Here is a 23,173-nt window from a genome sequence, read left to right on the forward strand (position 1 = left end):
GCTTGAGCGCGAGCACGGCCTTGACGACGATGCCGAGGCTGCCCTCGGAGCCGACGACGCGGGGTGGAGCAGCTCGGTAGCTCGCTGGGCTCATAACCCAGAGGTCGCAGGTTCAAATCCTGTCCCCGCTACTGACGAGGCAGGGCCCGGAACTCAGGTTCCGGGCCCTGCCTCGCTTTGGTCCTGCGCCGGGAGGCCCACTGACGGGCAGTCCGCTGGTGTCGGGGCGACCGGCCCCGGAGTCCGGCCGGTCATGACGATGCCGAGGTACCGGCCGGGATCTTCCAGGACCTGACCCCTTGTGGCGGCGACAAGCCACCTGAAGGACGGGCGTGCCGGAGGCTCGTCGCCTGCGAGCTACCGGAGCGGCCGGTCAGCCTCGTAGATCGGACAGGTCCTCCTCGCCGAGAACGAGGTCGTTCGCCGCGAGGTTCTCCTCCAGGTGATCGAGTGAACCGGTGCCGGGAATCGCCAGCACCGCCGGTGACGCCGCCATCAGTGCGGCGATTCGTACCTGGGCGGTGGTGGCGCCCAGGCGTGCTGCGACCTTGCCGAGCCGTTCGGTGTCGAGTGGGGTGATGCCACCCCCGAGCGGGAAGTACGGCACGTACGCGATCCCCGACTCCTCACATTCCGCGAGCAGCCCCATGTCATCGGTGTGCTGGTTCTGCACCGCGGTGACGGGCGCGATCGCCCGGGCCTCGGCGAACTGGGCTGCGTCGACATTGCTGACCCCCAGGTGACGGATCAGCCCCTCCGCCCGGAGCCCGGCCAGTACCGCGAAGCGTTCCGCGATCGACTCGCCGCCTGGTCCGGTCATGCCACCCACCCGCAGATAGACCAGGTCGAGCCGGTCCAGACCGAGAGCGCGCAGATCCGCCTCGACCAGTGCGCGCAGCTGACCGGGCGCCGCCTGCCCGCTCGGTACACCGTTGGGTCCGGGCAGTGGCCCGACCTTCGTCGCGATCACCAGATCGTCACGGTAGGGAGTCAGGGCCGTACGGATGAGCTCGTTCGCCCGCACGGCTCCTCTGCGGTAGAAGCCTGCCGTGTCGATGTGGTTCACGCCCAGTTCCACCGCGCGTCGCAGCACGGCGACGCCGGTCTCGGGGGCTCGCGGCGGGCCGTCGAAGGTGCCCGTCGCCAGCCGCATCGCGCCGAAGCCGAGGCGGTTGACAGCGAGGTCTCCGCCGAGGGAGGAAGTCTTGATCGTCATGAGGTTCATGGTGTCCGCAGGCAGGGGTACCGGCGAGCTCGTGGCAGGTTGATGCCAGACTGGCGAGGTGCGGAATGAACAGATGTTCTCGGTACAGGGGGACGCGGAGCTGATCGCGCGTGCCGGCCACCTCTTCGCGTCCGCGTCCACCGATTTCCTGTGCGCTGCCCGGGACCTCGACACCTGGTCGCAGCCGGAGGCCAGGGCCGCGATCCAGCTCCGGATGCGTGCCGCGGACACCCCGGCCTTCACTTCCCGCAAGCTGCTCAGCCCGGTGGCCCTCGCCGACGAAAAAGCCCGCGCGCATCTGCGGCTGGTGCAGAGCAAGGGGGCCCTCGTCCGGATCAGCGGTGCGCCGCTGCCGCACGAGACGATCATCATCGACCGGCGGGTGATGATCCTCGCCGGGCGGGAGGCGCCCGCGGGCCGTGAGTACAGCGTGACGACATCGCAGACCATGGTTGACGGGGTGTACTCGCTGCTCTCGGCGGTCTGGGAAAACTCCGTCGAGCTCGACACCTATCTGCGCAGTGACGTCCCTCATCTCGATGACGAGGGCCGCACGATCCTCAGAGCCCTTGGTTCGGGGCTCACCGACGAATCGGCGGCCAGACGGCTCGGTGTCTCGCTGCGTACCTACCGGCGGCGCGTGGCCGAGCTGATGGCCGCGCTCGAGGCCGGCTCGCGCTTCCAAGCAGGGCTGCGCGCGGGCGAGCTGGGGCTGCCTCGCTGAGGGCTGTCCCGCAGGTACCGGCCCTGTCCGGAGTCGTGATCAACGCGGTCCGATGAGGACGCGAGGGTCATGCCGGGTCGTCGGAACGCTGCGGTGACACGCCAGGCCCGTGGGCCCGTCCTCCTTCAGCGCGCGTACCGCGACGTCCTCGATTCCGGCACCCGAGGTCGTGACGGTCCGAAGGACGATGGCCGGAGCGACCGTCTGCTCGTCGTCGAACGGCAGCAGCGGCAGGTGCGCACCCGCGTCGAGCCGGTACCTGCCGTCGGGCCCCTTGAAGGGGAGTACGGGACAGCCCGGCTCGCGCAGCCGGTCCACATCGCGGCGGACCGACCGCGGACTGACGTTCAGCCGCTGGGCCGGTATCCCGCCCGGCAGGCAACCCGCCCGGTCGGTCCCGGCGGCCCTGGAACGGGGGCAGCAGCGACAGCAGTCGCGCTGATGTCTTCGGCATGCCTCCCCTGCTGCCCGGAGAAGCGGCCGTAACCTGACCCCGCTTTCCCCGGGAATGTTGCTTCGTGCCGGACGACGAGAACCACCGGAAAGGCCTGATCACGATGACCGCCCCCACCCCGCCCCGCTCCGGTGCCGATGCCGAGCGCGTCGACCTGCTTGCCGCGCTCGCGACGGCACGAGCGGCTCTGATCGCCACGTCCCGCGGACTCGACGACGAGCAGGCGGGGGAGAGCCCGACAGCCAGTGCGCTGTGCCTCGGCGGGCTGATCAAGCACGTCGCGTCCACCGAGGAGAGCTGGATGCGATTCGTGGTCTCGGGTCCCTCGGCGATGAGCCATGACCTGCCCGAAGGCGTCACCTGGGCGGATCTCGCCGCCGGGACCGCCCGCGAGATCCCGCAGTGGGTCACCGACCACGAGAACGAATTCCGGATGCTGCCCGGCGACACCCTCGCCGGGGTCGTCGCCCGCTACGAGCAGGTCGCGGCCAGGACCGAGGAGACCATCGCCTCGGTTCCCGACCTGTCGGTGTGCCACCCGTTGCCGGAAGCACCGTGGTACGAGCAGGGGGCGGTGCGCAGTGTGCGCCGGGTCCTGCTGCACGTCATCGCCGAAACCGCCCAGCACGCCGGACACGCGGACATCCTGCGCGAGACGATCGACGGCCGGACAGCCACCTGACCCAGGACGGTCCGATCCGGGCGGCGCTTTCGTGGCAGTCGGTGGACGAGACCGGTGCGTCGGGCGCGCACCCGCGGCGGGTGATCCCCGCCCGCGTCAACAGGAGTCGATTCGTGCCTCGGGGAGGCGGGCGAGGACGGCCGAGACGGTCTCGTCAGCGGTCTGCTCCGAACTGTCCAGCCACAATCCGATGTCCGGCGTGTCCACGCGCAACGACCGGTCGAGCGCACCGACCGTCCAGACCCCGTAGCCGGTCTTGGGCCGTCCGGCCTCTCTGCTGCGCACCGCTGCCGTGGAGGGGGCCAGCACGACGACGTACAGAGGACGGGTGCGTACCCCTTCCACGTACCTGCGCAGGTCCTCGCCCAGGATGATGTCCTGGACAACCGCGGTCCAGCCGTCGGACGCGTAGGCGTCGGCCACCAGCGCCGAGAGACGGTAGCGGAGTTCCAACTGCGCCCTGGCCTGCGCCGTTTCCTCCGGCAGCAGCTCCTCGCGGCCGGAGACCACCATCCGCCGGAACGCGTCGCCACGCACATGCGCGGCCCGTGGCAGGCGCCCACAGAGCAGTTCGGCCACCGTGGACTTACCCGAGGCCATCACACCGGTGATGAGGACAACCGCAGATTCCAGTTCCTTCACGCCGCCCCCTTGGCCCATGGATGATGTTTGCCCCAATCATGTACGGCCCGCGCAGCCCGCTCGTCCCTGTGCGGCCCCGCGGCCTAGTCGACAGCAGCCAGTACGGCGGTACGGCTGTCCAGCGCCGTGGAGAACGCGTCCGTCACCTGCGCCAGGGCCTCGGCGGAGTCCGGGGCCACGGTCAGAGCGCCGTCGTGGCCGACGGTGATGTCCTTGTCGAGCGTGAACCACCCCGGCACGATGTGCGCGGCGCCCATGGAGCTCAGCACGGGGCGCAGCGCGTAGTCGATCGCCAGGACATGAGCGATGCTGCCGCCGGTGGCCAGGGGCAGCACGGTCTTGCCGGCCAGCGCGTACTGCGGGAGCAGGTCGAGCAAGGACTTCAGGAGTCCGGAGTACGCCGCCTTGTACACCGGGGTGCCGATCACCACCCCGTCCGCCTCCTCGAACAGCTTCGTGGCCGCGACGATCGCCGGATGCCTGAAGTCTGCGCCCAGCAGCGCGTCCGGAGGCAGCGTACGGACCTCCAGCGAGGTGACGTCGTGGCCCTGGTCCCTCAGACGGTCGTCGAGGTCGTGCAGGAGCCGTGCGGTTCGGGAGGTCGATGACGGACTTCCGGAGACGGACAGGATGGTGGCCATGAGGAGACCTTTCAGGTCGATTACGGGTGGGTCGGGCTTACTCGACGGGGTGGGTGCGGCGCCGGGCGGCCGTACTCACCAGGCACTGGACCGCACCGCGATCACGGGCGTCAGCTCGTTGCGCAGGGTCTCCAGGAAGGTGACGACCTCGGCGGCCACCGAACGGTGCTGGAGGTCGTTCAGGACATCGTGGTGGCCGCCGCGGACCACCGAGAACCGTGCCCGGGGAAGGGACTTCGCCGTACGAGCCAGTGCGGCGCGGTCGGCGAGCGGATCCTCGTCCCCCACGAGGATCAGCGTCGGGACATCTGCACCCGCACCCGTATCCGTATCCGTATCCGCACCCGGATGGTCGCTGTTGCCGTTGCCTTTGTTGCCGAACGCCGCCGCGAGCAGTGCCTCCGGGACCGCCTCCCGGAGCGAGCCCCGCCGCACCTCGGAATCCTGGGTGAGCGTGGTGCGATGGGCGGGGCAGAAGGTGCGTACGTCGAGCTCCTGGTCCCACGTACCGGAAGCCGCTGCCGCGTGGCCCGGAAGCCCTGCGAGGACGACCGCCTCAGGTCGCCAGGAGCCAGGGGCCGTGTCCTGGCCGAGCAGTGCGGCGACGGCCGCGGCACCGGAGTCGGCCCCCACCACCACGACCGGGCGGACGACCTCGTCGCCGGTGGCGGTGCCCTCGAGAGCTTCGACGAGCTGTGTACCGAAGCCGGCGAGCGAGCCGGTCAGGTCGCCGGCGTCGATGTCCGGCGCGTCGACGACGCGGACGCGGTAGGCGTCGGAGGCGAGGCGCCTGCCGAACCGGGCGTATGCCGCCCGGGTCTCGCCCCGGCCCGGCACCACGAGGACGGTGCCGCGGGTGCGGAGGCCCTCGGGGCCGAAGTGGTCGGTGTACTCAGGCATGTCAGGCTCCTGCGGGTTGGATCGAGTTGGGTGGCGCTCGAGGGGAGGGCGCGGTGTTCGGCGCCCCCGCCCCTCGGGCCCCTCCGGTCAGTGGGTCAGCGGGTCAGTCGGTCAGCCGGTCGCGAGCGCGCGCTCGCGGGTGTGGCGGTTGTCGGGGACCGGCAGGCCGAGATTCCCGCGCAACGTGTCGGCCTCGTACTCCGTCCTGAACAGACCGCGCTTCTGCAGCAGCGGCACCACGCCGTCGACGAACAGGTTGAGGTCGTCGTTGTTCCGGAAGGCGAGGTTGATGCCGTCGAAGGTGCCGGCGCCGAACCACCGCTCGATGGTGTCGGCAACGGTTTCCGGAGCACCGACGAACGGCGAACGGCGGAACGCGTTGACCGACTCCGCGACCTGGCGCAGGGTCAGGTTCTCCGCCCGGGCGCGCTCGATGATCTTCGCCGCACCCGTTCGGCCCCCCTTCTCCGCGAGGTGGGAGACGTCCGGGAAGGGCGCGTCCAGGTCATGACCGCTGAAGTCGTACGCGCCGAAGGACCGGCCCAGGAGCGCGAGGTTGCGTTCGAAGTCGTTGTCCTCCTCGAAGATCTCCCGCTCGCGGCGCCTGGCGTCCTCGTCGGTCGCGCCGACGACAGGGCCGCCGTGGATGAAGACCTTGATGTGGTCGGGGTTGCGTCCGTAGGCGGCGGTGCGCGTCTTGATGTCGGCGTAGTACTCCTGCGCCTGCTCCAGTGAGCCGCCCGGTGCGTAGATGCCTTCGGCCACCCGCGCGGCGAGGTCGCGGCCCTCCGCGGACACGCCTGCCTGGAAGATGACGGGCTGTCCCTGCGCGGAGCGGGAGATGTTGAGCGGGCCGGCAACCTTGAAGTGTTCCCCGGCGTGGTTGAGCGCGTGGAGCCTGGCCGGGTCGAGGAAGACGTCGCGTTCCACGTCTGCGGGGAAGGCGTCGTCCTCGTACGAGTCCCACAGACCGCGGGCGACCTGGACGAACTCCAGGGCGCGGCCGTACCGGGTGGCGTAGTCGAGGTGCTCGTCCAGCCCGTAGTTCTTGGAGGTGCCGGTGTCGAAGCTGGTGACCACGTTCCATCCGGCGCGACCGCCGCTGATGTGGTCGAGGGAGGCGAACCGGCGGGCAAGATTGAACGGAGAGTTGTACGTCGAGCTCGCCGTCCCGACCAGGCCGATGTGCTTGGTGTGCGTGGCGACCGCGGACAGGAGGGTGAGGGGCTCCAGCCGGTTGAGATAGTGCGACGGGTAGGTGTCGTTGATGAACTGGCTGTCGACGACGAACAGGGCGTCGAAGAGCGCGTGTTCGGCCGCCTGGGCCTGCTGGATGTAGTAGTTGATGTCGATACTGGCGTTCTTGGCGACGAGCGGGTCCTTCCAGAGCCCGTGCTGCCCGGGGCCTCCGACGCCGTACGGGTGCAGGGCGAGATGGATCGTGCGGGACATGGGTGTTTCCTTTCGACGGTGGTCGGGACGACCGGGTGGTGACGTGCTCGGACGGCCGTACCGGGTGATCAGGCGTTCAGCAGTGCGCGCAGCGCTTCGCGTTCGGCCCGGTCGGCGGGGCCTGTGCGCAAGGTGGGGGCCGAGCTGACGAGCAGCCGGGTGTAGGGGTGCCGGGGGTGGTTGATGACGTCCCGGGCGGTCCCGACCTCGACGAGCTCGCCCCGGTACAGCACGGCGATGCGGTCGGCGGTCCCGGCCACGGACCCGAGGTCGTGGGAGATGAGGACCAGGGCGACTCCGGTGGCCCGGAGCTCCTTGAGGATCTCCAGGACCTGGACGCGGTTGGCGGAGTCCAGAGCGCTGACCGGCTCGTCGAGGATGACCACCTTCGGCTCGGTGACGAGAGCCCTGGCCACGGCGACACGTTGCCGCTGTCCGCCGGAGAGCTCTCCGGGCAGCCGCTCCAGCAGGTCCGCGGAGAGATGGACGCGGCCGAGGAACGAACGGGCCCGCGCGGCGGCCTCCTTGCGTGGCACGCCCTGGACGAGCAGGGGCTCGGCGAGGGAGTCCTCGATGGTGAGGTCCGGGTCGAGGCTGCGCAACGGATCCTGGAAGACGTACTGGATCACGCCGCGGCGGCGCAGCCCACGCCACTGGCGGTGGCCGTACGCGCTCACGTCCTCGTCACCGATGCGGATCGAGCCGGCCGAGACGGGCACGAGCCCGAGCGCGGCACGGGCGAGCGTGGACTTGCCGGAGCCCGTCTCGCCGATGACACCGACTGTCTCGCCGGGGGAGACGCTGAGCGAGACGTCGTGCAGGGCGAGGCGGCTGCGGCGGCCCCGGCCGTACCGCACCTCCAGGCCGGTGACGTCCAGGACGGGACCGGGGGACTCCTCGTGGCCGGAGGGCCGCGCGCCCGTGAACTCGGTGGTCACGACGACTCCTTCGGTGCGAGGAACTTCTCCAGGCCGTACTGGTCGTGCTCGTCGATGAGCAGCCGGGTGTACGCGTGCTGCGGATCGTGGAGGACGGACCGGGTCGGGCCCTGCTCCACCACGTCCCCCTGCCGCATCACGAGGACCTCGTCGCACAGCTGGGCGACGACGGCCAGATCGTGGGAGACGACCACGAGCGCCAGGCCGGTCCGCTCGCGCAGTTCGGAGAGCAGGTCGAGGATCTCGGCCTGGACGGTGACGTCGAGCGCGGTCGTGGCCTCGTCTGCGATGAGCACCCGAGGTTCGACGGCGATGGCCGCCGCGATCAGGACGCGCTGGAGCATGCCCCCCGACAGCTCGTACGTGTACTGGCCGTAGACGAGCTCCGGATCGCGCAGCCGTACCGCCCGCAGGAGTTCGACGGCCCGGTGCCGTGCCTCGCGCCGCTTCAGTCCGAGCTTGGCCCGCAGCACCTCGGCGATCTGGGCGCCCACCCGGACCGAGGGATTGAGGTAGGACGCCGGATCCTGGAACACGGCGCCGATCGTGGAGCCGCGCAGGTCGGTCCACTGGCGGAGGGTCAGGGTCGCGATGTCGGTCCCGGCGATCTCGATGGAGCCTTGGGAGACGTCGAAGTGCGGGGGCAGGATGCCGAGGGCGGCCCGGCAGGTGAGTGTCTTGCCGCTGCCGGACTCCCCGACGATGCCGACCGCCTTGCCGGGCGTGAGCTCAAGGCTCACGCCGTGGACGATCTCCCGGTCGGTGACGCGGTCGCTGATGCGTACGTCGCGAAGGGCGAGCACCGGTGCGGCCTTCGGACCGGTGATGCCGCTGGTCACGGCGGGCTCGGCCCGCCCGCTCGTGATGTTCGGGGACAGCGTCGTCACAGGGAACCTCCGGCGGGGACGGGACCGGTCTTGTCGAGGCGGTTGGCGCGGGCCCTGCGGCTGTTGACCAGCGCCCGGCCCGCCTCACCGGATACGTCGCGAATGGCGTCGGCCAGGAGATTGCAGGCCCAGACCGTGATCATGATCAGCAGGGCGGGAGCCAGCGGTGCCCACGGCTGGTGGCTCAGGTAGCCCAGGTCCGAGGCGAGCAGCCCGCCCCAGGTGGGCGCCGGAGGCTGGACGCCGATACCGAGGAACGTCAGGCTGGACACGATGACGAAGCCGACGCCGATGGTCTGCGCGAGCGCGACCGCGATCGGCGGGAGCACCTTGACCCAGACATGGCGCCGCACGACCCAGCCGACGGAGGCGCCGGAGATGATCGCGGCCTCCACGTACGGGGACCGGGCGACGGCGAGCGTGGCGGCGCGGGCCACCCGGTAGAAGAGCGGGGAGACCAGCGCACCCGTGACGAGCATGGCCTGGGTGATGCCGTTGCCCAGCAGCGCGATCACGGCGATGGCGAACAGCAGGAACGGAAGGGCGACGAGCGTGTCGGCCAGCCGTAGCGTGAGCCATTCGAAGACCCGGCCGAGATAGACGGAGAGGATGCCGGGGACCGCGCCGACGACCAGCGCCATCAGCGCGACTTCGAGGGAGCCGAGCACACTGACGCGCGAACCGTCCAGGAGCCGGCTGAACACGTCGCGGCCGAGGTAGTCCGTGCCCAGCCAATGGGCGCCGGACACGGCCGCGAGCGGCTGGTCGCCGGTGGCCAGAGGATCCTGTGGCGCGAGCCACGGGCCGAGGAGGGCGAGCAGTCCGACCAGCACCAGGATGGCGACGGCGATCCGTCCGGACGTGAGTGCGAGAACGCGGCGCACCATGGTCACACCCCCCGCTGGGATGCCGGCATCACGCGGGCCAGCACCAGATTGATGATCAGATTGAAGGAGACGACCAGCACGATCGACACCACGAGGACGCCCTGCACCGCCGGTACGTCACCGGCCTGGGCGGAGTCGTTGGCGAACCTGCCGAAGCCCTGGAGGCCGAAGATCCACTCCGTCACGACGGACGCACCGACCAGCGCCGGGAACTTCTGACCGAGCGTGGCGAGGGTGGGCCCGAGGCCGTTGCGCAGGACGTGGCCGAAGAAGATCCGGCGCGGGCTCAGGCCCCGTACCACCGCGCCCGTCACGTAGTTCTCCTCGTACGCCGCGACGAGACTCGCGCGCAGTTGGCGGGCCACGTCCGCGATGACGTCGAAGCTCAGCGCGAGCGCGGGGAGGGTGATGTGTGCGAGCCAGGGGCCGAATCCCTGCTCCGCCGGGATGTAGCCGGCGGAGGGGAACAGGTGGAGTCCGACCGCGAGCACCGCGACCAGCACGATGCCGACGACGAAGGCCGGCATCACCGAGATCACGGTGACGAACCCGGTGATCGCGCGGTCGACGGCGGTGGTGCGCCGCAGCGCTGCCAGGGTGCCGAGGCCGAATCCGACGACCACCCCGATGATCAGGGCGAACGTCGCGACCGAGAGGCTCACTCCCAGACCGAGTCCGATCAGCGTCGAGATGTCGGCGCCGTTGACCCAGCTGGTGCCGAGCTGCCCGTGCAGGACCCCGGAGAACCAGTCCCAGTACTGGGTCAGGAAGGGCTTGTCGAGGCCCCATTGGGCCTCGATCCGGTGGATCGCCTCAGGAGTGGCCTCCTCGCCCAGCTGGATGCGCGCCGGGCTGAGTCCGCTCAGCGACCGCAGGGCGAACGTCACGAACGTCGCGACCAGGAACACGGGCACGAAGATCGCGACCGACCGGGCGAGGGCGGCCAGCACACGGCCCGCGCCGTGCCGTGCCCTGGCCGCGGCCACCCCGCCACGCCGGGCGGGTGTGACCTGTGGAACGGTCGTCGTCATGGGGGCTGCCTCCTCTCTTCAGTGAGTGGTTGTCAGTTGCCGCCGGAGAGAGTCACACCGGTCCAGTCGATGTGGGCGGGGTTCTTCGGCAGGTCGGAGAGCTGCTTGCTCTTGGCGAAGAGGTTCGGCGAGGAGTGCGTGAAGATCAGCGCCTTGCTCTTCAGGCCCGCCCGGGTCGCCTCCTGCAGCGTGTCGGCGTATTCCGGCGAGTCCAGCGGTGTGCGGCGGACCTTGCCGACGGCCGCCTCGAAGCCGTCCGGCTCGTACGGCGTGCTGAGGTTCAGCGGGCCATTGGGGCCGAAGTGGGCGGTGAGCGTCTGCACGGCGGAATCGCGCCCGGTCGTCGAGTACAGGGAGAACGCCAGGTCCTTGGCGAAGAACGGGGTGGCCCAGTTCTTGTCGATCTTGATGGTGACGGTGATGCCCACCGCGGCCAGCTGCGACTGCACGATCTCGGCCTGGGGGTCCTCCGCCGGGATGACCAGGTTCAGCTTGATGTCACCGGCCTCGTGGCCCGCGTCGGCGAGGAGCTGCTTCGCCTTCGCGGGGTCGTACGAGTAGGAGTTCTCCGACTCGGGGTCGTAGGCCACGTATCCCTTCGGGAACGGCTGGTCGGTCACCTCGCCGTGGCCGAAGGTCAGCTTGTCGACGAACTCCTTGCGGTTGACCGCGTAGCGGAGGGCGTCGACGACCCGGTCGTCGTCGAACGGGGCCTTGTTGATGTTGAGGCTGAGGTTGGAGGCGTTGAAGCCGGGCTGGGAGAACACGTCGAGGCCGGCCTTCTCGGCGGCGTCGGCCTGGCTCGGATCGAGGTCGGCGAAGTTGTAGACACCGGTCTGCAGACCCGAGACGACCGTCGAGGCGTCGGGGGCCGAGTTCAGCTCGACGTTCTCGATGTGGATGTTCTTCGCGTCCCAGTAGTCGGGGTTCTTCGTCAGGACGGCCTTGGTGCCGGGGACCAGCTGCTTGACGATGAAGGGTCCGGCACCGACCGGGTTCTGGTCCAGCGTTGCCGCGTCCTTCGCCGCCTCGGGGCTGGCGATCTGGAGAACACGCTCGCCGAGCAGCTGCGGAATCTGGTAGTCGACCTGGGAGAGGTGGAGGACCGCGTCCAGCCCGTTCGCGTCCACCGACTTGATCGACGTCAGATCACCGAACAGGGCGGAGTTCTTCTGCTTCTGGGCCCGCACGATGGCCGCCTTGACCGCCGCGGCGTCGACCGGCGCGCCATCGCTGAACTTCAGGCCGGGGCGTATGTGGAAGGTGATCTGATCGCCGCGGGCGTTGTACTTCCAGCTCTCCGCGAGGTCCGGGACGGCCTTGCCGTCCTCGTCGGTGCGCGTCAACGAGGCGTACACCAGCGCCAGTTCCCTGAACTGTGCGCCGCTGCCCGAGACCACCGGGTCCCAATGGGCCGGGAAGTACGAGGAGGCCCACTTCAGCGTGGAGCCGCCGGCGGAGGCGGAGACGTCGCCGCCGCAGGCGCTCAGGACGGGCGTGAGCAGAGCGGCGAAGGTGGTTGCGAGGGCGGCGGTCCGCAGGCCGCCGGCCCGCCGGGCCGTCCGGGAGTTCACTCCGGGGCGGGACGTCGTGAGTCGTGGGGACATCTCATTCTCTCTGTGGCGAGGCCCCGAAACCGGATCGCAAGATACCGGGAGATAAGGGGCGGACGAAAGGCAGGTGGGTACGGCAGGGGGCGGCCGGTGCGGCAAGGAGGGGGAGAGTTGTTCGGGTGGGCCGACGGGTGGTGACTACTGCGGCTCGAGTCGGACCGCGGACGCGCCTGCGGAAGGTCGCGCGGGGTTGGATCGACGGGCCTCCCGGCGGAGGCGCGGCGGGCGGCGCGCGCCCCGAAGGGGCGCAGGAGGCCAGGAAGGGCCGGGTTGCGGCATCCGGTGCGCGACGCTGCGCGAGGGAGCGCGGAGGTGAGAGCTCGCAGGACCGGCGCGGCTCAGCTGGACAGCGGGCAGTCAGTGCTGCCGGCGGGCGTCAGGCGGAACCTGCGGATCGGAGCGGTGGGCGATCAGCGACAGAGTGCGCTGGAGGTGCGCCGAAGATCCACATATCGGCACTCCACACCGGGGTGCGTCGTGAGCATGGGCTCATCCTGCGGGCCGTCGTGCGGGTCTGTCAATGGACACCATTTGGTGTCTCATTCGGTGGGACGGGCCCTGACCGCAGGTCAGAGCCCTGCCGGTGCCCGGGGGATGGTGACGGGATATGCCGCGGCCTCCTCTGGATGCAGCCACAGCGGACCGTTCCCGGTATCCACCCGGACCGCCTCCGACGGCGGCCGGCCGCCCTGCACCAACTGCTCCGCCTCCGGTCCGGTCAGGCTCCGATGGCGATCCAGTGCCTCGTTCGGCGACAGTGGCCGACAAGGGCTCAGCAGCCCGGGGCAGAGCGCCTCGACGGCAGCCTCGTACGCCGCGAAGGGCCGCCAGCCGGGCACCGCCCGGTCTCCGGCGGGGGAGCGGACCAGGAGCGTCGGAAGCGCGTACCGGTACCCGCCGTCGAGAGTCTCCTTCGCCGCGCCGGGATGGGGCGACCCTCCCGGTACGGACAGCACCTCGGGCACCGGCCGGCGGGCCTCCGCCCGGTCGGCGCGCACCCGGTCGAGTACCTCGTCGGAGGCGGCGTCGGACATCAGCCGGCCCGGATCCAGCCCCGGAACGCCCCGTGCCGCGGCCAGTGCGCGCGCGGCGGTGTCCGCCGGGTCGCCGAGCACGAAAACGGTTTCCCGCAACCGGCGCAGCACGCGCTCGGCCACCTCGTCTCCCTGGAGTTCCGCAGCCTTGGCGACGAGCGAGGAGGGCCAGGAACTGGCCGCGACACGGCTGAGCCGGACCGCACGGGGAGCAAGGGTGTGCCCGCTGATCTCCTCCACGTACCGCGCGTACCAGGCCGTTTCGGCTGCCGTATCGGGGGCCGGGGCCTCGTCGTGGTCGAAGAGGATCGCGTACACCCGTCGCCAGACGACCCGGCCGGCCAGGGCCGTCCGCAGTCTGCGGAAAGCGGGCTCCGACCCCCAGGCCCAGGGGCACATCGGGTCGGTGTACTCGACCACCTCCACCACGGGCGGCAGTTGCGGTGGCCTTGTCACGAGACGCCGACCCCGGACTGCCGCGCCGGCGCGTCCTCGGGCAGCAGCGACGCCAGGGTGAGCCCGCCCAGGACGGCGACTGTCTCCGCCTCGACCCGACGCCACACCCCCGGCAGGGCCACGGCGGGACCGGGGTAGTCGAGTCCTTCCAGCGACTCGCCGCGCAGTGTGATCACTTCGCCGTCGACGGCATGCACGATGTCCAGCAGGGCTATCTCCCCGGCCGGCCGGCCGAGCCAGTAACCGCCTTCGCAGCCGCGCTGGCTGCGCACCAGTCCGGCTCTGCGCAATTCGCCCACCACGGACTTCAGGAACCGGAACGGGATTTCCTGCGAGGATGCGATGGCCTCACAGGTCAATGGACGGCCAGGCTCACGGGCGAGCTCCAGGAGGGCCCGCGTGGCGTAGTCCGCCTTGGCGGAGATATGCATGCCCACATCATGCCCGAACGCCCGTCCGCGGCGAGGGGCTTCCAGCGGTTCCGTCCCTACGTTGCGGCAACATTGCCGCAGGTGAAGCGCAAAGGACACCTCTTGACATCCTTTTCCGTGCCGCTCTAGCGTCCCTGCCATGAGCGAGCCGTTGACGACCCCCGGTGAAGGCTTTCACCCCCACCTCCACGACACCCCGGGCCGCCCCGACGCGCCCCTGCGCACCCGCGTGCACCACGTCCGTGCGGACGCCCTGGACGGCGACACCGCCCAGACCGGAGGGATGCGCAGGTTCGCCGCAATCAGTGGAAAGACCGTCGGCTCCGAGAAGCTGTGGATGGGCCAGACCCATGTGGCCCCCGCGACCTCCTCCTCCGATCACCACCACGGCGAGTCCGAGACCGCCATCCATGTGGTGAGCGGACACCCCGAGTTCGTCTTCCTCGACGGTTCGGGAGACGAGCCGGAGGAAGTACGGCTCCGCACCTCACCCGGCGACTACATCTTCGTGCCGCCCTTCGTGCCGCATCGGGAGGAGAACCCCGATCCCACCGAGGAAGCCGTCGTCGTCATCGCCCGCAGCACCCAGGAGGCGATCGTCGTCAACCTTCCCCGGCTGTACGCCCTTCCGGCCGACGAGGCCTGACCGGAACGGCCGATGGCCGCGGCCCGACCGGCCTGTCCGGGCAGTCCGGCCCGGGTACCGGTGCCGATGCTCAGCCGAAGGTCTGCCCGGTCACGGTCCGGCGGCCGAGGGCGTGCTCGGCCTCGGCTCCTGCGGCAGCGGACACCTGGCGCAGAACGAGGGGAGCGCAGTTCGGCCCGGCGACACGGTGCACGGGCAGTGCCGAGACCAGGCGTCGCTGGAACCATGAGGGGCATGGACAAGCTCAGCAACTCCGAAATTCTCGCCGAGATCGCGGGAGGGCTCCAGGACTGGCGCAAGCTTGCCCAGCCCCTCGCTGCTCGATACCGGGCCGCGGACGCCGTGGCCGGTGCCACGTTCGTGGCCGCGGTCGCGCAGGTGGGCGCCGCCGTCGGTCATGACGTACCGGTGATCACGCTGGGGAACGGCAGCATCGACCTGGCGCTGTTCACCGTCGACGAAGCCGGTTGCCGATGGATCACTTCCAAGGACATCGAACTGGCCGGTGTCATCAGCGTACTTGCCCGCGATCTCGGCCTGGTCGCCGCTCCTGGCGAGGTGGCACAGCTCGAGCTGGGCCTCGACACCGCCGACTACGCGGCGGCAGGTCCCTTCTGGGCGGCGTTGCTGAGCGGCGACGACGGCCGTGCCGTACTCGATTCGGTCTTCGACGCGAAGAACCGTGTCCCCAGTGTGTGGTTTCAGCAGACCGACGCGCACCGTACCCCGCGTCAACGCTGGCACATGGATCTGTGGCTCGCTCCCGAGGTGGCGGCTGAGCGCATCGCCGCAGCCGTTGGCGCGGGCGGCACACTGGTCGATGACTCGGAGGCCCCTGCGTTCACCGTGCTCGCCGACCCCGAGGGCAACAAGGTATGTGTGTGCACGGCGCTCGGGCGCGACTAGAGCCAGAGGTGTACGACCGCATCGCGGGCGACGTGCGGCAACGGCGCCGCCTGGCCACCCTGCGTGGCAGGGGCGCCGGTGACATCCTCGGCGAGCCGCTTCCGCACGCCGAGGGCCGCGCGTACACCGATCTGGACGAGTTCTACCCGCAGGAGACGGCGTGATGCACCTTCGGCGTCGTCCTGGACACCTCCGGCTCGATGAACAGCACGCTGCTCGGCAAGGCGCTCGGTGCCATCGCCTCGTACGCGGAGGCACGTGACGTACCCGCGGCACGCGTCGTCTTCTGCGATGCGGCACCGTACGACGCCGGCTACCTGTCGCCGACCGAGATCGCGGGCCGGGTACGGATCCGCGGCCGCGGGGGCACCGAACTCCAGCCGGGCGTCGACCTGTTGCGGCGAGCCGACGACTTCCCCGCGGCCGCCCCGCTGCTCCTGATCACCGACGGCCGGTGCGACACCCTGCGGATCAGGCGCGAGCACGCCTTCCTGATCCCGCAGGGTGCCTCGTTGCCGTTCACACCGCGCGGGCCGGTGTTCAGGCTGAGGTGAGACAGGCCCGCAGGGCCCGCCCCAGGACGTGCGGGCGGGCCCGGAGCGTCAGCCGATCTCGATGAGGAGATCACCGGCCTCGACCTGCTGCACCTTGCCGATCGCCAGCCGCCCGACCGTTCCCGCGGCCTGCGCGGTGATCGATGCCTCCATCTTCATCGCCTCGATGGTCGCGACCGTCTGACCGGCCGACACCGACGCACCCTCCTCCACCTGGAGGGTCACGACGCCGGCGAACGGCGCGGCGACATGGCCCTCGTTGCCGCGGTCCGCCTTCTCCGCCGCCTTCACGTCGGTGGCCACGGACTTGTCCCGTACCGAAACCGGCCGCAACTGCCCGTTGAGGGTGGCCAGTACGCTCCGGAAGCCGCGCTCGTCCGCCTCGGAGATGGCCTCCAGCTCGATCAGCAGCGTGACACCGGGATCGAGCGTGACCGTGTGCTCGGTCTCCGTCTCCAGGCCGTACAGGAAGTCCTGCGTAGGCAGCACGGACGTGTCCCCGTAGGCCTCGCGGTGGGCGTTGAACTCCTTGGTGGGGCCGGGGAACAGAAGCCGGTTCAGAGTCGCGCGCGGCGACTCCCGCAGCGCTGCGAGGTCCTCCTCCGACAGGTGCGGCGTCCGAGCCTGTGCAGGACGGCCCTGCAGCGCGCGGGTACGGAAGGGCTCCGGCCATCCGCCGGGCGGGTCGCCCAGCTCACCCCGCAGGAATCCGATCACCGAGTCGGGTACGTCGAACTTGCCGGGGTCCGCCTCGAAGTCCGACGCCTCGACCCCCGCGCCCACCAGGTGCAGCGCGAGGTCGCCGACCACCTTCGACGACGGCGTCACCTTCACCAGCCGGCCGAGCATGCGGTCGGCCGCGGCGTAGCAGTCCTCGATGAGTTCGAAGCGGTCGCCCAGGCCGAGGGCGATGGCCTGCTGGCGCAGGTTGGACAGCTGTCCGCCGGGGATCTCGTGGTGGTAGATCCGGCCGGTCGGCGAGGCGAGTCCGGATTCGAAGGGGGCGTACACCTTGCGGGTCGCCTCCCAGTAGGGCTCCAGGTCGCCGACCGCCTGGAGGGAGAGGCCGGTCGCGCGCTCCGTGTGGTCGGTGGCGGCCACCAGCGCCGACAACGGGGGCTGGCTGGTGGTGCCGGCCATGGAGGCGACCGCCGCGTCCACCGCGTCCACGCCCGCGTCGATCGCGGCGATCAGCGTGCCGAGCTGCCCGCCCGCGGTGTCGTGGGTGTGCAGGTGGACCGGCAGGTCGAACCGTTCGCGCAGCGCGGTGACGAGGGTACGGGCCGCCGGCGGGCGCAGCAGCCCGGCCATGTCCTTGATGGCGAGGACATGGGCGCCGGCCTCCACGATCTGTTCGGCGAGACGCAGGTAGTAGTCCAGCGTGTACAGGGTCTCGGCGGGGTCCGAGAGGTCCGCGGTGTAGCAGAGGGCCACTTCGGCGACCGAGGTGCCGGTGGCGCGGACGGCGTCGATGGCCGGGCGCATCTGGGACACGTCGTTGAGAGCGTCGAAGATCCGGAAGATGTCCATTCCGGTGGCCGCGGCCTCGGCGACGAACGCCTCGGTGACCTCGGTGGGGTACGGCGTGTAGCCGACCGTGTTGCGACCGCGCAGCAACATCTGCGTACAGATGTTCGGCACCGCCTCCCGCAGCTTGGCCAGCCGCTCCCACGGGTCCTCGGCCAGGAAGCGCAGCGCCACGTCGTAGGTGGCCCCGCCCCAGCACTCGATGCTCAGGAGCTGTGGCACGGTCTGGGCGACGTGCGGGGCGACGGCCAGCAGGTCGCGGGTACGTACCCGGGTGGCCAGCAACGACTGATGGGCGTCGCGGAACGTGGTGTCGGTGACGGCGACGGCCGACCGGGCCCGGAGTTCGGCGGCGAAGGCCTCCGGCCCGATGGCCGCGAGGCGCTGCCGCGACCCTGCCTGCGGTGTACCGGCCGGCAGGGCGGGCAGCTTCTCGGCGGGGTCGATCACGGCGGGCCGGGGACCGTACGGCCGGTTGACGGTGGTCTCCGCGAGGTAGCCCAGCATGCGGCTGCCCCGGTCGGCCGACGGGCGGGCCCGGATGAGCTCCGGGTGCTCCTCGATGAAGCTGGTCGTGATGTGCCCCGCCCGGAAGTCGGGCTGGTCCAGCACGGCTCCCAGGAACGGCAGATTGGTCGCCACCCCGCGGATCCGGAACTCGGCGATCGCCCTGCGCGCGCGGCGGGCCGCGTTGGTGAAGTCATGCCCGTGGCAGGTCAGTTTGACCAGCATCGAGTCGAAGTGGGCCGAGACCTCGGCGCCGGTGTGTACGGTTCCGCCGTCCAGCCGGACGCCGGGCCCGCCGGGGGAGCGGTAGGCGGAGATGGTGCCGGTGTCCGGCCGGAACCCGTTGGCCGGGTCCTCCGTCGTGATTCGGCACTGCAGGGCGGTGCCGTTGAGGGTGATGTCGTCCTGCGTCAGATGGAGGTCGGGCAGCGTCATGCCGGCGGCGATGCGCAGCTGTGCGATCACCAGGTCGCGTCCGGTGACCTGTTCGGTGACGGTGTGCTCGACCTGGATGCGCGGGTTCATCTCGATGAAGACGTGGTTGCCGCGCTCGTCGACGAGGAACTCGACGGTGCCCGCGTTCACGTATCCGATGTGGCGCGCGAAGGCGACGGCGTCGGCACAGATCCGGTCCCGCAGGTCCGGGTCCAGGTTCGGGGCGGGCGCGATCTCGACGACCTTCTGGTGGCGGCGCTGCAACGAGCAGTCCCGCTCGTAGAGATGGACGACGTTGCCCTCGGCGTCGGCGAGGATCTGTACCTCGATGTGGCGGGGATTGATCACCGCCTGCTCCAGGAAGACCGTCGCGTCGCCGAACGAGGAGTGGGCCTCGCGCATCGCGGCGTCGATCGCCTCACGCAGCTCACCCGGCTCCGCGACCCGGCGCATCCCGCGCCCGCCGCCACCGGCGACGGCCTTCACGAAGACCGGGAAGCCGATGTCGTCCGAGGCCGCGACGAGCGCGTCGACGTCCTCCGAGGGCTCGGACGACTTCAGCACCGGCACGCCGGCCGCCCTGGCGGCCGCGACCGCCCGGGACTTGTTCCCTGTCAGGTTCAGCACAGGTGCCGGCGGGCCGACGAAGGTGATCCCGGCGTCCGCGCACGCTGCGGCGAGGTCGGGATTCTCCGACAGGAAGCCGTACCCCGGGTAGATCGCGTCCGCCCCCGCCTTCCGGGCGGCCTTGATCACCTCGTCGACCGAGAGATAGGCCCGTACCGGATGCCCGGCCTCCCCGATCCGGTAGGCCTCGTCGGCCTTGGCCCGGTGCAGGGAGTTGCGGTCCTCGTGGGGGTACACGGCCACAGTGGAGATTCCGAGCTCGAACGCCGCACGAAATGCGCGGATCGCGATCTCCCCGCGGTTGGCGACCAAAACCTTGTCGAACATCAAACTCCCCAGTCGTGTCGCGGGCGCGTGGCCTCAGGACAGGCGATGTCGCACGGGATGCGCGTGGCGGCATCCGGTGGTCACGTGGCGGTGGCGAAGTGCTCCGTGGTTCTCGGGCCGGGAGCGTTCGACACCGTACCGGAGACCTTCCCAGAGATCGTGGGGGCAAAGGATGGCGTGCGTCACGTGCCGCGACACCGGCTCGGCGGCAACTCCGCGGTGGCCCGACGTGCTCCGATGCGGGCGGCGGAACAGGACGTCCGTCCGCACCGGCGGGACCCCCGGTGGAAGGAGACGGGCATGGGCCGGACCGGAGCCGGGGCGCGGGCGGGCGCGCACCGCGCGCCCGGAGGTCATCGGGCCGCTGATGGACCGGGCTTCCGGGCGCCACCTCACCGTTCACCGCGGTGTACTGACAGCCCGTCGGGGTACGCACCGGCCGCCCACCGGGAGCGAGGCGCGCTCGGTGGGGGAGCCGGGGCGGGGAGTCAGGCCGCGTACTGATGGGCGGGGTAGGTCAGATAGCCCGCATCGCCGCCCTGGTAGTACGTGGCCTCGTCGACGGGGGCGATCGGAAGCCCGGCGCGCAGCCGTTCGACGAGGTCGGGGTTGGAGATGAAGGCACGCCCGAAGCTGATGAGGTCGGCCCCCAGCGAGAGCCAGTGGTCGGCGTCGTCCCGGCCGGTCTGCTTGGGGCCCATCGGAAGCGTGGGGTTGATGATCAGGGCGCCCGGCCATGCCCGGCGCAGGGTGAGGAGTGCGTCTTCGTCGACGGTGGCCTCAAGATGTACGTACGCCACGTCGAGGCGGGCCAGTTCGGCCAACAGCGCGGTGTAGAGCTCGACCGTGTCGGTTTCCTCGACACCCCAGAACGTCCCGCCCGGCGAGAGCCGGATGCCGGTCCTGGCACCGCCGACCGCGTCGACGGTGGCGGCGACGGCTTCGACGGCGAAGCGGATCCGGTTGGCGACCGGACCCCCGTAGCGGTCCGTGCGCAGGTTGGCGTTGGACGAGAGGAACTGCGAGATCAGGTAACCGTTGGCGCCGTGCAGTTCCACACCGTCGAAGCCGGCGTCGACGGCGCGGCGGGCGGCCCGGGCGTACGACTGCGCGTGCTCGGGCACCTCGGCGGTGTCCAGGGCGCGCGGTGTCGGTGCGGGCTGGGGCCCGGTGGGGGTGAAGACGTCACCGACTGCGGGGACGGCGGAGGGCCCGACCGGCTGCACGCCGGTGGTGTCGGGATGCGAGACCCGGCCCCCGTGCATGATCTGGGCGAAGATCCGGCCGCCGTTGGCGTGGACGGCAGTGGTGACGGGGCGCCAGGAGGCGGCCTGCTCATCGGTGTGCAGCCCGGGCGTCCCCGGATTCGACTGCCCGATCGTGCTCGGCTGGATCCCCTCGCTCACGATCAGTCCGGCGGTGGCCCGCTGGGCGTAGTAGGCGGCCATGGACGGCGTCGCCAGCCCGTCGGCGGCGGCCCGGATCCTGCTCATCGGGGCCATGACCACTCGGTTGGGCAGTGTCAGGCCGGCCAGCCCGTAGCCGGTGAAAAGGGAAGTCACGTCAGGACTCCTTCGCGTTCAGCGGTGCCCGTACCTCGGGCATGCAGTTACGCTAAAACCTCACATTGATGTGAGAGGCAAGCGTCTGTGACGCAGGACACGACCGGGAGGGTTTCGTGCGCATCGGGGAGCTCGCGTCACGGGCCGGGGTCAGCATCCGGTCCGTGCGCTACTACGAGGAGCAGGGTCTGCTCGCCAGTAACCGCAGTTCCAGCGGGCAGCGGCACTACACGGACGACGAGGTCGAACGGGTCGCGTTCATCCAGCGCCTCTACGCGGCAGGCCTGTCGAGCCGCACCATCGTCGAACTGCTGCCCTGCGTCGATGCGCCCAGCAGGGAGAACTCCGACTCCGCGCTGGAGCGGATGGCGCAGGAGCGCGACCGTCTCTCCACGCACATCGACGACCTCGTCCGGACCAGGGACCTGCTCGACGCACTGGTGGTGACGGCCCGGGAGTACCGGGATCACCTGGGAACGGCGGTGGCCGGCTGACCGGCGGGTCAGGCTGCACGGCGTTCAGGCATTCGCCGCCGCCTCGGCCGGCTGCAGGCAGGAGTGTGTACGGATCGTCCGGGGCGGTCCCGTCGGGCCTCCGCCCGAAGGCGGCCGCGAGGACGGCAGAGAGGCCGGCCGGGGGCGTCGTCGAGTGACTCCGCCAGTCCGACACTGGCAGCCCTGATCGGCCGCGAACCGACTGCCCTGAGCACGGTTCTGCGTGAAGGGCTGTCCATCGAAGGCGGGCACTGACGGGGTCCGCGGGGGCAGGAGGATGACCGGAATGCTCCACCCGCTCCCTGCCGTCCTGCGATCATGTGCGCATGGATACGGGGGCATCTGTTCGGGGCGGCCGGTTGTCGGTTGCCGGTCGGCGTCGTCGAGTGAGTCCGGTCCTCGTCGCAGTGGCGGCGGTCCTGGCCGTGCTCGCCGCACTGACCGTGGTGGTCGTGGTGCTGCCGGGACTGGTGGTCGACCACGACCTCGCAGGTGCCCGGATCGGGGCCGCCGACCGGGTAGGGGCCGTGAACAACGTACGCACGACGCTCCTGCAGGCGGTCGGCGGCGCCGTCGTCCTCTTCGGGGTGTACGCCACCTGGCGACAGCTGAGAGTCAATCAGGAGGGGCTGAACGCCACCCGCGAGGGACACTTCACCGACAGGTTCGGCCGCGCGGTCGACCAGTTGGGCAACGAGAAGCTGGATGTGCGGATCGGCGGTCTCTATGCGCTGTGGCGGATCGCGGACCATTCGCCCCACGACCGGGAGGCGGTCGTCTCGATCATGGCCGCTTTCCTTCGGACGCACTTGCCGTGGCCCCCGCAGATGCCGGACTCGCCGGCGGCGCACACCGCCATCAACCGTGTGGGGCCGCTGGAGACCCGGACCGCGGATGCCCAGGTGGCGCTCACCTGTCTGGGCGCCCTGTGCAAGGACCGCGGATCCGACTGGCTCAACGTCAGCTACACCGACCTGCGCCGGGCGGACTGCGACGGACTGTCGCTGCATCACATCAACTTCGACGGCGCATGCCTGGAGGCGGCGAGCATCTATCAGGTCGACCTGACCGGGGCGTCGCTGATCGCAGCCAACATGCGGCACGTGGAACTCGGGAGCTCGGTGCTCCACAAGACCCGCTGCATCGAGGCCGACCTGCGCGGTGCCCGCCTGGTCAGGACCGACCTGAGTGAATCCGACTTCTCCGACGCCGACCTGCGGGAGGCCAACCTGCGCAAGGCGCAGTGCCGTTGTGCCACCTTCGCCGGTGCGGACCTGAGGTTGGCCGACCTCCGCGGAACCGACCTCACGGGCGCCGACCTGACACGTGCGCGATTGGAGGGAGCCCTGGCCGGCAACCTCACCATCTGGCCGGCAGGCTTCGACCACGAGGCGGCCGGCGTCGTCACGGCCGAGGACCCCGGCGCCGAGCCGAACATTCTGCTGCACGCCGCCGCGATCGCGAGGGACGTCCCGCCGCTGCGGTCGGCATAGGCAGCTCCCGGGCCGGCCGGTCCGGGTGGCCGTCCCCGCCTGCCGACGAGCGGCTCGCTCACGGCAGGCGACGCGTTCCGCGACGACCGGCAGCCCCG

At 70.6% G+C, this 23,173-nt stretch carries 20 protein-coding genes, 1 tRNA gene and 2 pseudogenes; 8 read left to right on the forward strand and 15 right to left on the reverse strand.

The window, feature by feature from the left end; genetic code table 11:
* Positions 1-57 precede the first annotated feature (57 nt).
* Positions 58-131 (forward strand) — tRNA-Met (locus tag ABT025_RS33300).
* A 242-nt stretch (positions 132-373) separates the two neighbouring features.
* On the opposite strand, the gene ABT025_RS33305 is transcribed toward ABT025_RS33300, so the two are convergent.
* Positions 374-1,216: an oxidoreductase gene (locus ABT025_RS33305; RefSeq protein WP_351002384.1), complete on the reverse strand. Its 843-nt coding sequence runs from the start codon at positions 1,214-1,216 to the stop codon at positions 374-376.
* Between the two features lie 67 nt (positions 1,217-1,283).
* Between ABT025_RS33305 and ABT025_RS33310 the strand changes: the two genes are divergently transcribed.
* The gene (locus tag ABT025_RS33310) at positions 1,284-1,949 is read left to right on the forward strand and encodes a helix-turn-helix transcriptional regulator (protein WP_351002385.1); all 666 of its coding nucleotides are present in this window, start codon (positions 1,284-1,286) and stop codon (positions 1,947-1,949) included.
* Between the two features lie 126 nt (positions 1,950-2,075).
* Here the strand turns inward: ABT025_RS33310 and ABT025_RS33315 are convergent.
* Positions 2,076-2,403 (reverse strand): annotated as a pseudogene (locus ABT025_RS33315) (helix-turn-helix transcriptional regulator); the annotation flags it as partial.
* Between the two features lie 103 nt (positions 2,404-2,506).
* Between ABT025_RS33315 and ABT025_RS33320 the strand changes: the two are divergent.
* On the forward strand, positions 2,507-3,085 hold the full coding sequence (locus ABT025_RS33320; RefSeq protein WP_351002413.1) for a DinB family protein: 579 nt from the start codon (positions 2,507-2,509) through the stop codon (positions 3,083-3,085).
* A gap of 96 nt (positions 3,086-3,181) precedes the next feature.
* Here the strand turns inward: ABT025_RS33320 and ABT025_RS33325 are convergent, their stop codons facing one another.
* From ABT025_RS33325 to ABT025_RS33375, 11 genes are all read right to left on the reverse strand, one after another.
* Complete coding sequence (locus tag ABT025_RS33325; protein ID WP_351002386.1) at positions 3,182-3,727, reverse strand: AAA family ATPase; 546 nt, start codon at positions 3,725-3,727, stop codon at positions 3,182-3,184.
* An 83-nt stretch (positions 3,728-3,810) separates the two neighbouring features.
* Positions 3,811-4,368: an NADPH-dependent FMN reductase gene (gene ssuE / locus ABT025_RS33330; protein ID WP_351002387.1), complete on the reverse strand. Its 558-nt coding sequence runs from the start codon at positions 4,366-4,368 to the stop codon at positions 3,811-3,813.
* Between the two features lie 75 nt (positions 4,369-4,443).
* Entirely contained in the window at positions 4,444-5,268 is an 825-nt protein-coding gene (locus ABT025_RS33335) for an alpha/beta hydrolase (protein ID WP_351002388.1), read from the reverse strand.
* Between the two features lie 111 nt (positions 5,269-5,379).
* On the reverse strand, positions 5,380-6,720 hold the full coding sequence (locus tag ABT025_RS33340; RefSeq protein ID WP_351002389.1) for an LLM class flavin-dependent oxidoreductase: 1,341 nt from the start codon (positions 6,718-6,720) through the stop codon (positions 5,380-5,382).
* Positions 6,721-6,788: 68 nt separating this feature from the next.
* Positions 6,789-7,658, reverse strand: coding sequence for an ABC transporter ATP-binding protein (locus ABT025_RS33345; protein ID WP_351002390.1), 870 nt, complete (start codon positions 7,656-7,658; stop codon positions 6,789-6,791).
* Positions 7,655-8,524: an ABC transporter ATP-binding protein gene (locus ABT025_RS33350; RefSeq protein ID WP_502972083.1), complete on the reverse strand. Its 870-nt coding sequence runs from the start codon at positions 8,522-8,524 to the stop codon at positions 7,655-7,657. The genes ABT025_RS33345 and ABT025_RS33350 overlap by 4 nt, the downstream gene beginning before the upstream one ends.
* A gap of 17 nt (positions 8,525-8,541) precedes the next feature.
* A complete protein-coding gene (locus ABT025_RS33355) occupies positions 8,542-9,432 on the reverse strand; it encodes an ABC transporter permease (RefSeq protein ID WP_351002391.1) in 891 nt (296 codons plus the stop codon).
* A 2-nt stretch (positions 9,433-9,434) separates the two neighbouring features.
* The gene (locus ABT025_RS33360; protein WP_351002392.1) at positions 9,435-10,463 is read right to left on the reverse strand and encodes an ABC transporter permease; all 1,029 of its coding nucleotides are present in this window, start codon (positions 10,461-10,463) and stop codon (positions 9,435-9,437) included.
* Positions 10,464-10,495: 32 nt separating this feature from the next.
* On the reverse strand, positions 10,496-12,070 hold the full coding sequence (locus tag ABT025_RS33365) for an ABC transporter substrate-binding protein (protein ID WP_351002393.1): 1,575 nt from the start codon (positions 12,068-12,070) through the stop codon (positions 10,496-10,498).
* A gap of 575 nt (positions 12,071-12,645) precedes the next feature.
* Entirely contained in the window at positions 12,646-13,509 is an 864-nt protein-coding gene (locus ABT025_RS33370; protein WP_351002415.1) for a DsbA family oxidoreductase, read from the reverse strand.
* A 53-nt stretch (positions 13,510-13,562) separates the two neighbouring features.
* Entirely contained in the window at positions 13,563-13,997 is a 435-nt protein-coding gene (locus ABT025_RS33375; protein ID WP_351002394.1) for an RrF2 family transcriptional regulator, read from the reverse strand.
* Positions 13,998-14,136: 139 nt separating this feature from the next.
* Here ABT025_RS33375 and ABT025_RS33380 point away from each other — a divergent pair, with 139 nt between their 5' ends.
* The 3 genes and pseudogenes from ABT025_RS33380 to ABT025_RS33390 all read left to right on the forward strand — a co-directional run.
* A complete protein-coding gene (locus ABT025_RS33380; RefSeq protein WP_351002395.1) occupies positions 14,137-14,643 on the forward strand; it encodes a cupin domain-containing protein in 507 nt (168 codons plus the stop codon).
* Positions 14,644-14,877: 234 nt separating this feature from the next.
* A complete protein-coding gene (locus tag ABT025_RS33385) occupies positions 14,878-15,549 on the forward strand; it encodes a 4a-hydroxytetrahydrobiopterin dehydratase family protein (protein WP_351002396.1) in 672 nt (223 codons plus the stop codon).
* A 5-nt stretch (positions 15,550-15,554) separates the two neighbouring features.
* Positions 15,555-16,103 (forward strand): annotated as a pseudogene (locus ABT025_RS33390) (VWA-like domain-containing protein); the annotation flags it as partial.
* Positions 16,104-16,151: 48 nt separating this feature from the next.
* On the opposite strand, the gene ABT025_RS33395 reads toward ABT025_RS33390, so the two are convergent.
* The gene (locus ABT025_RS33395) at positions 16,152-19,526 is read right to left on the reverse strand and encodes a pyruvate carboxylase (RefSeq protein WP_351002397.1); all 3,375 of its coding nucleotides are present in this window, start codon (positions 19,524-19,526) and stop codon (positions 16,152-16,154) included.
* 488 nt (positions 19,527-20,014) lie between these two features.
* Positions 20,015-21,088 (reverse strand): alkene reductase, encoded by a 1,074-nt coding sequence (locus tag ABT025_RS33400; protein ID WP_351002398.1) that lies wholly within the window; start codon positions 21,086-21,088, stop codon positions 20,015-20,017.
* Between the two features lie 116 nt (positions 21,089-21,204).
* Here ABT025_RS33400 and ABT025_RS33405 point away from each other — a divergent pair, with 116 nt between their 5' ends.
* Together ABT025_RS33405 and ABT025_RS33410 are read left to right on the forward strand one after the other, a co-directional pair.
* Positions 21,205-21,582: a MerR family transcriptional regulator gene (locus ABT025_RS33405; RefSeq protein ID WP_351002399.1), complete on the forward strand. Its 378-nt coding sequence runs from the start codon at positions 21,205-21,207 to the stop codon at positions 21,580-21,582.
* A 386-nt stretch (positions 21,583-21,968) separates the two neighbouring features.
* Entirely contained in the window at positions 21,969-23,075 is a 1,107-nt protein-coding gene (locus ABT025_RS33410) for a pentapeptide repeat-containing protein (protein ID WP_351002400.1), read from the forward strand.
* Positions 23,076-23,173: the final 98 nt, after the last annotated feature.

Origin of the sequence: Streptomyces sp. NPDC002809, assembly GCF_040295435.1 — a bacterium.
In the GTDB taxonomy this organism is placed as follows: Bacteria; Actinomycetota; Actinomycetes; order Streptomycetales; family Streptomycetaceae; genus Streptomyces.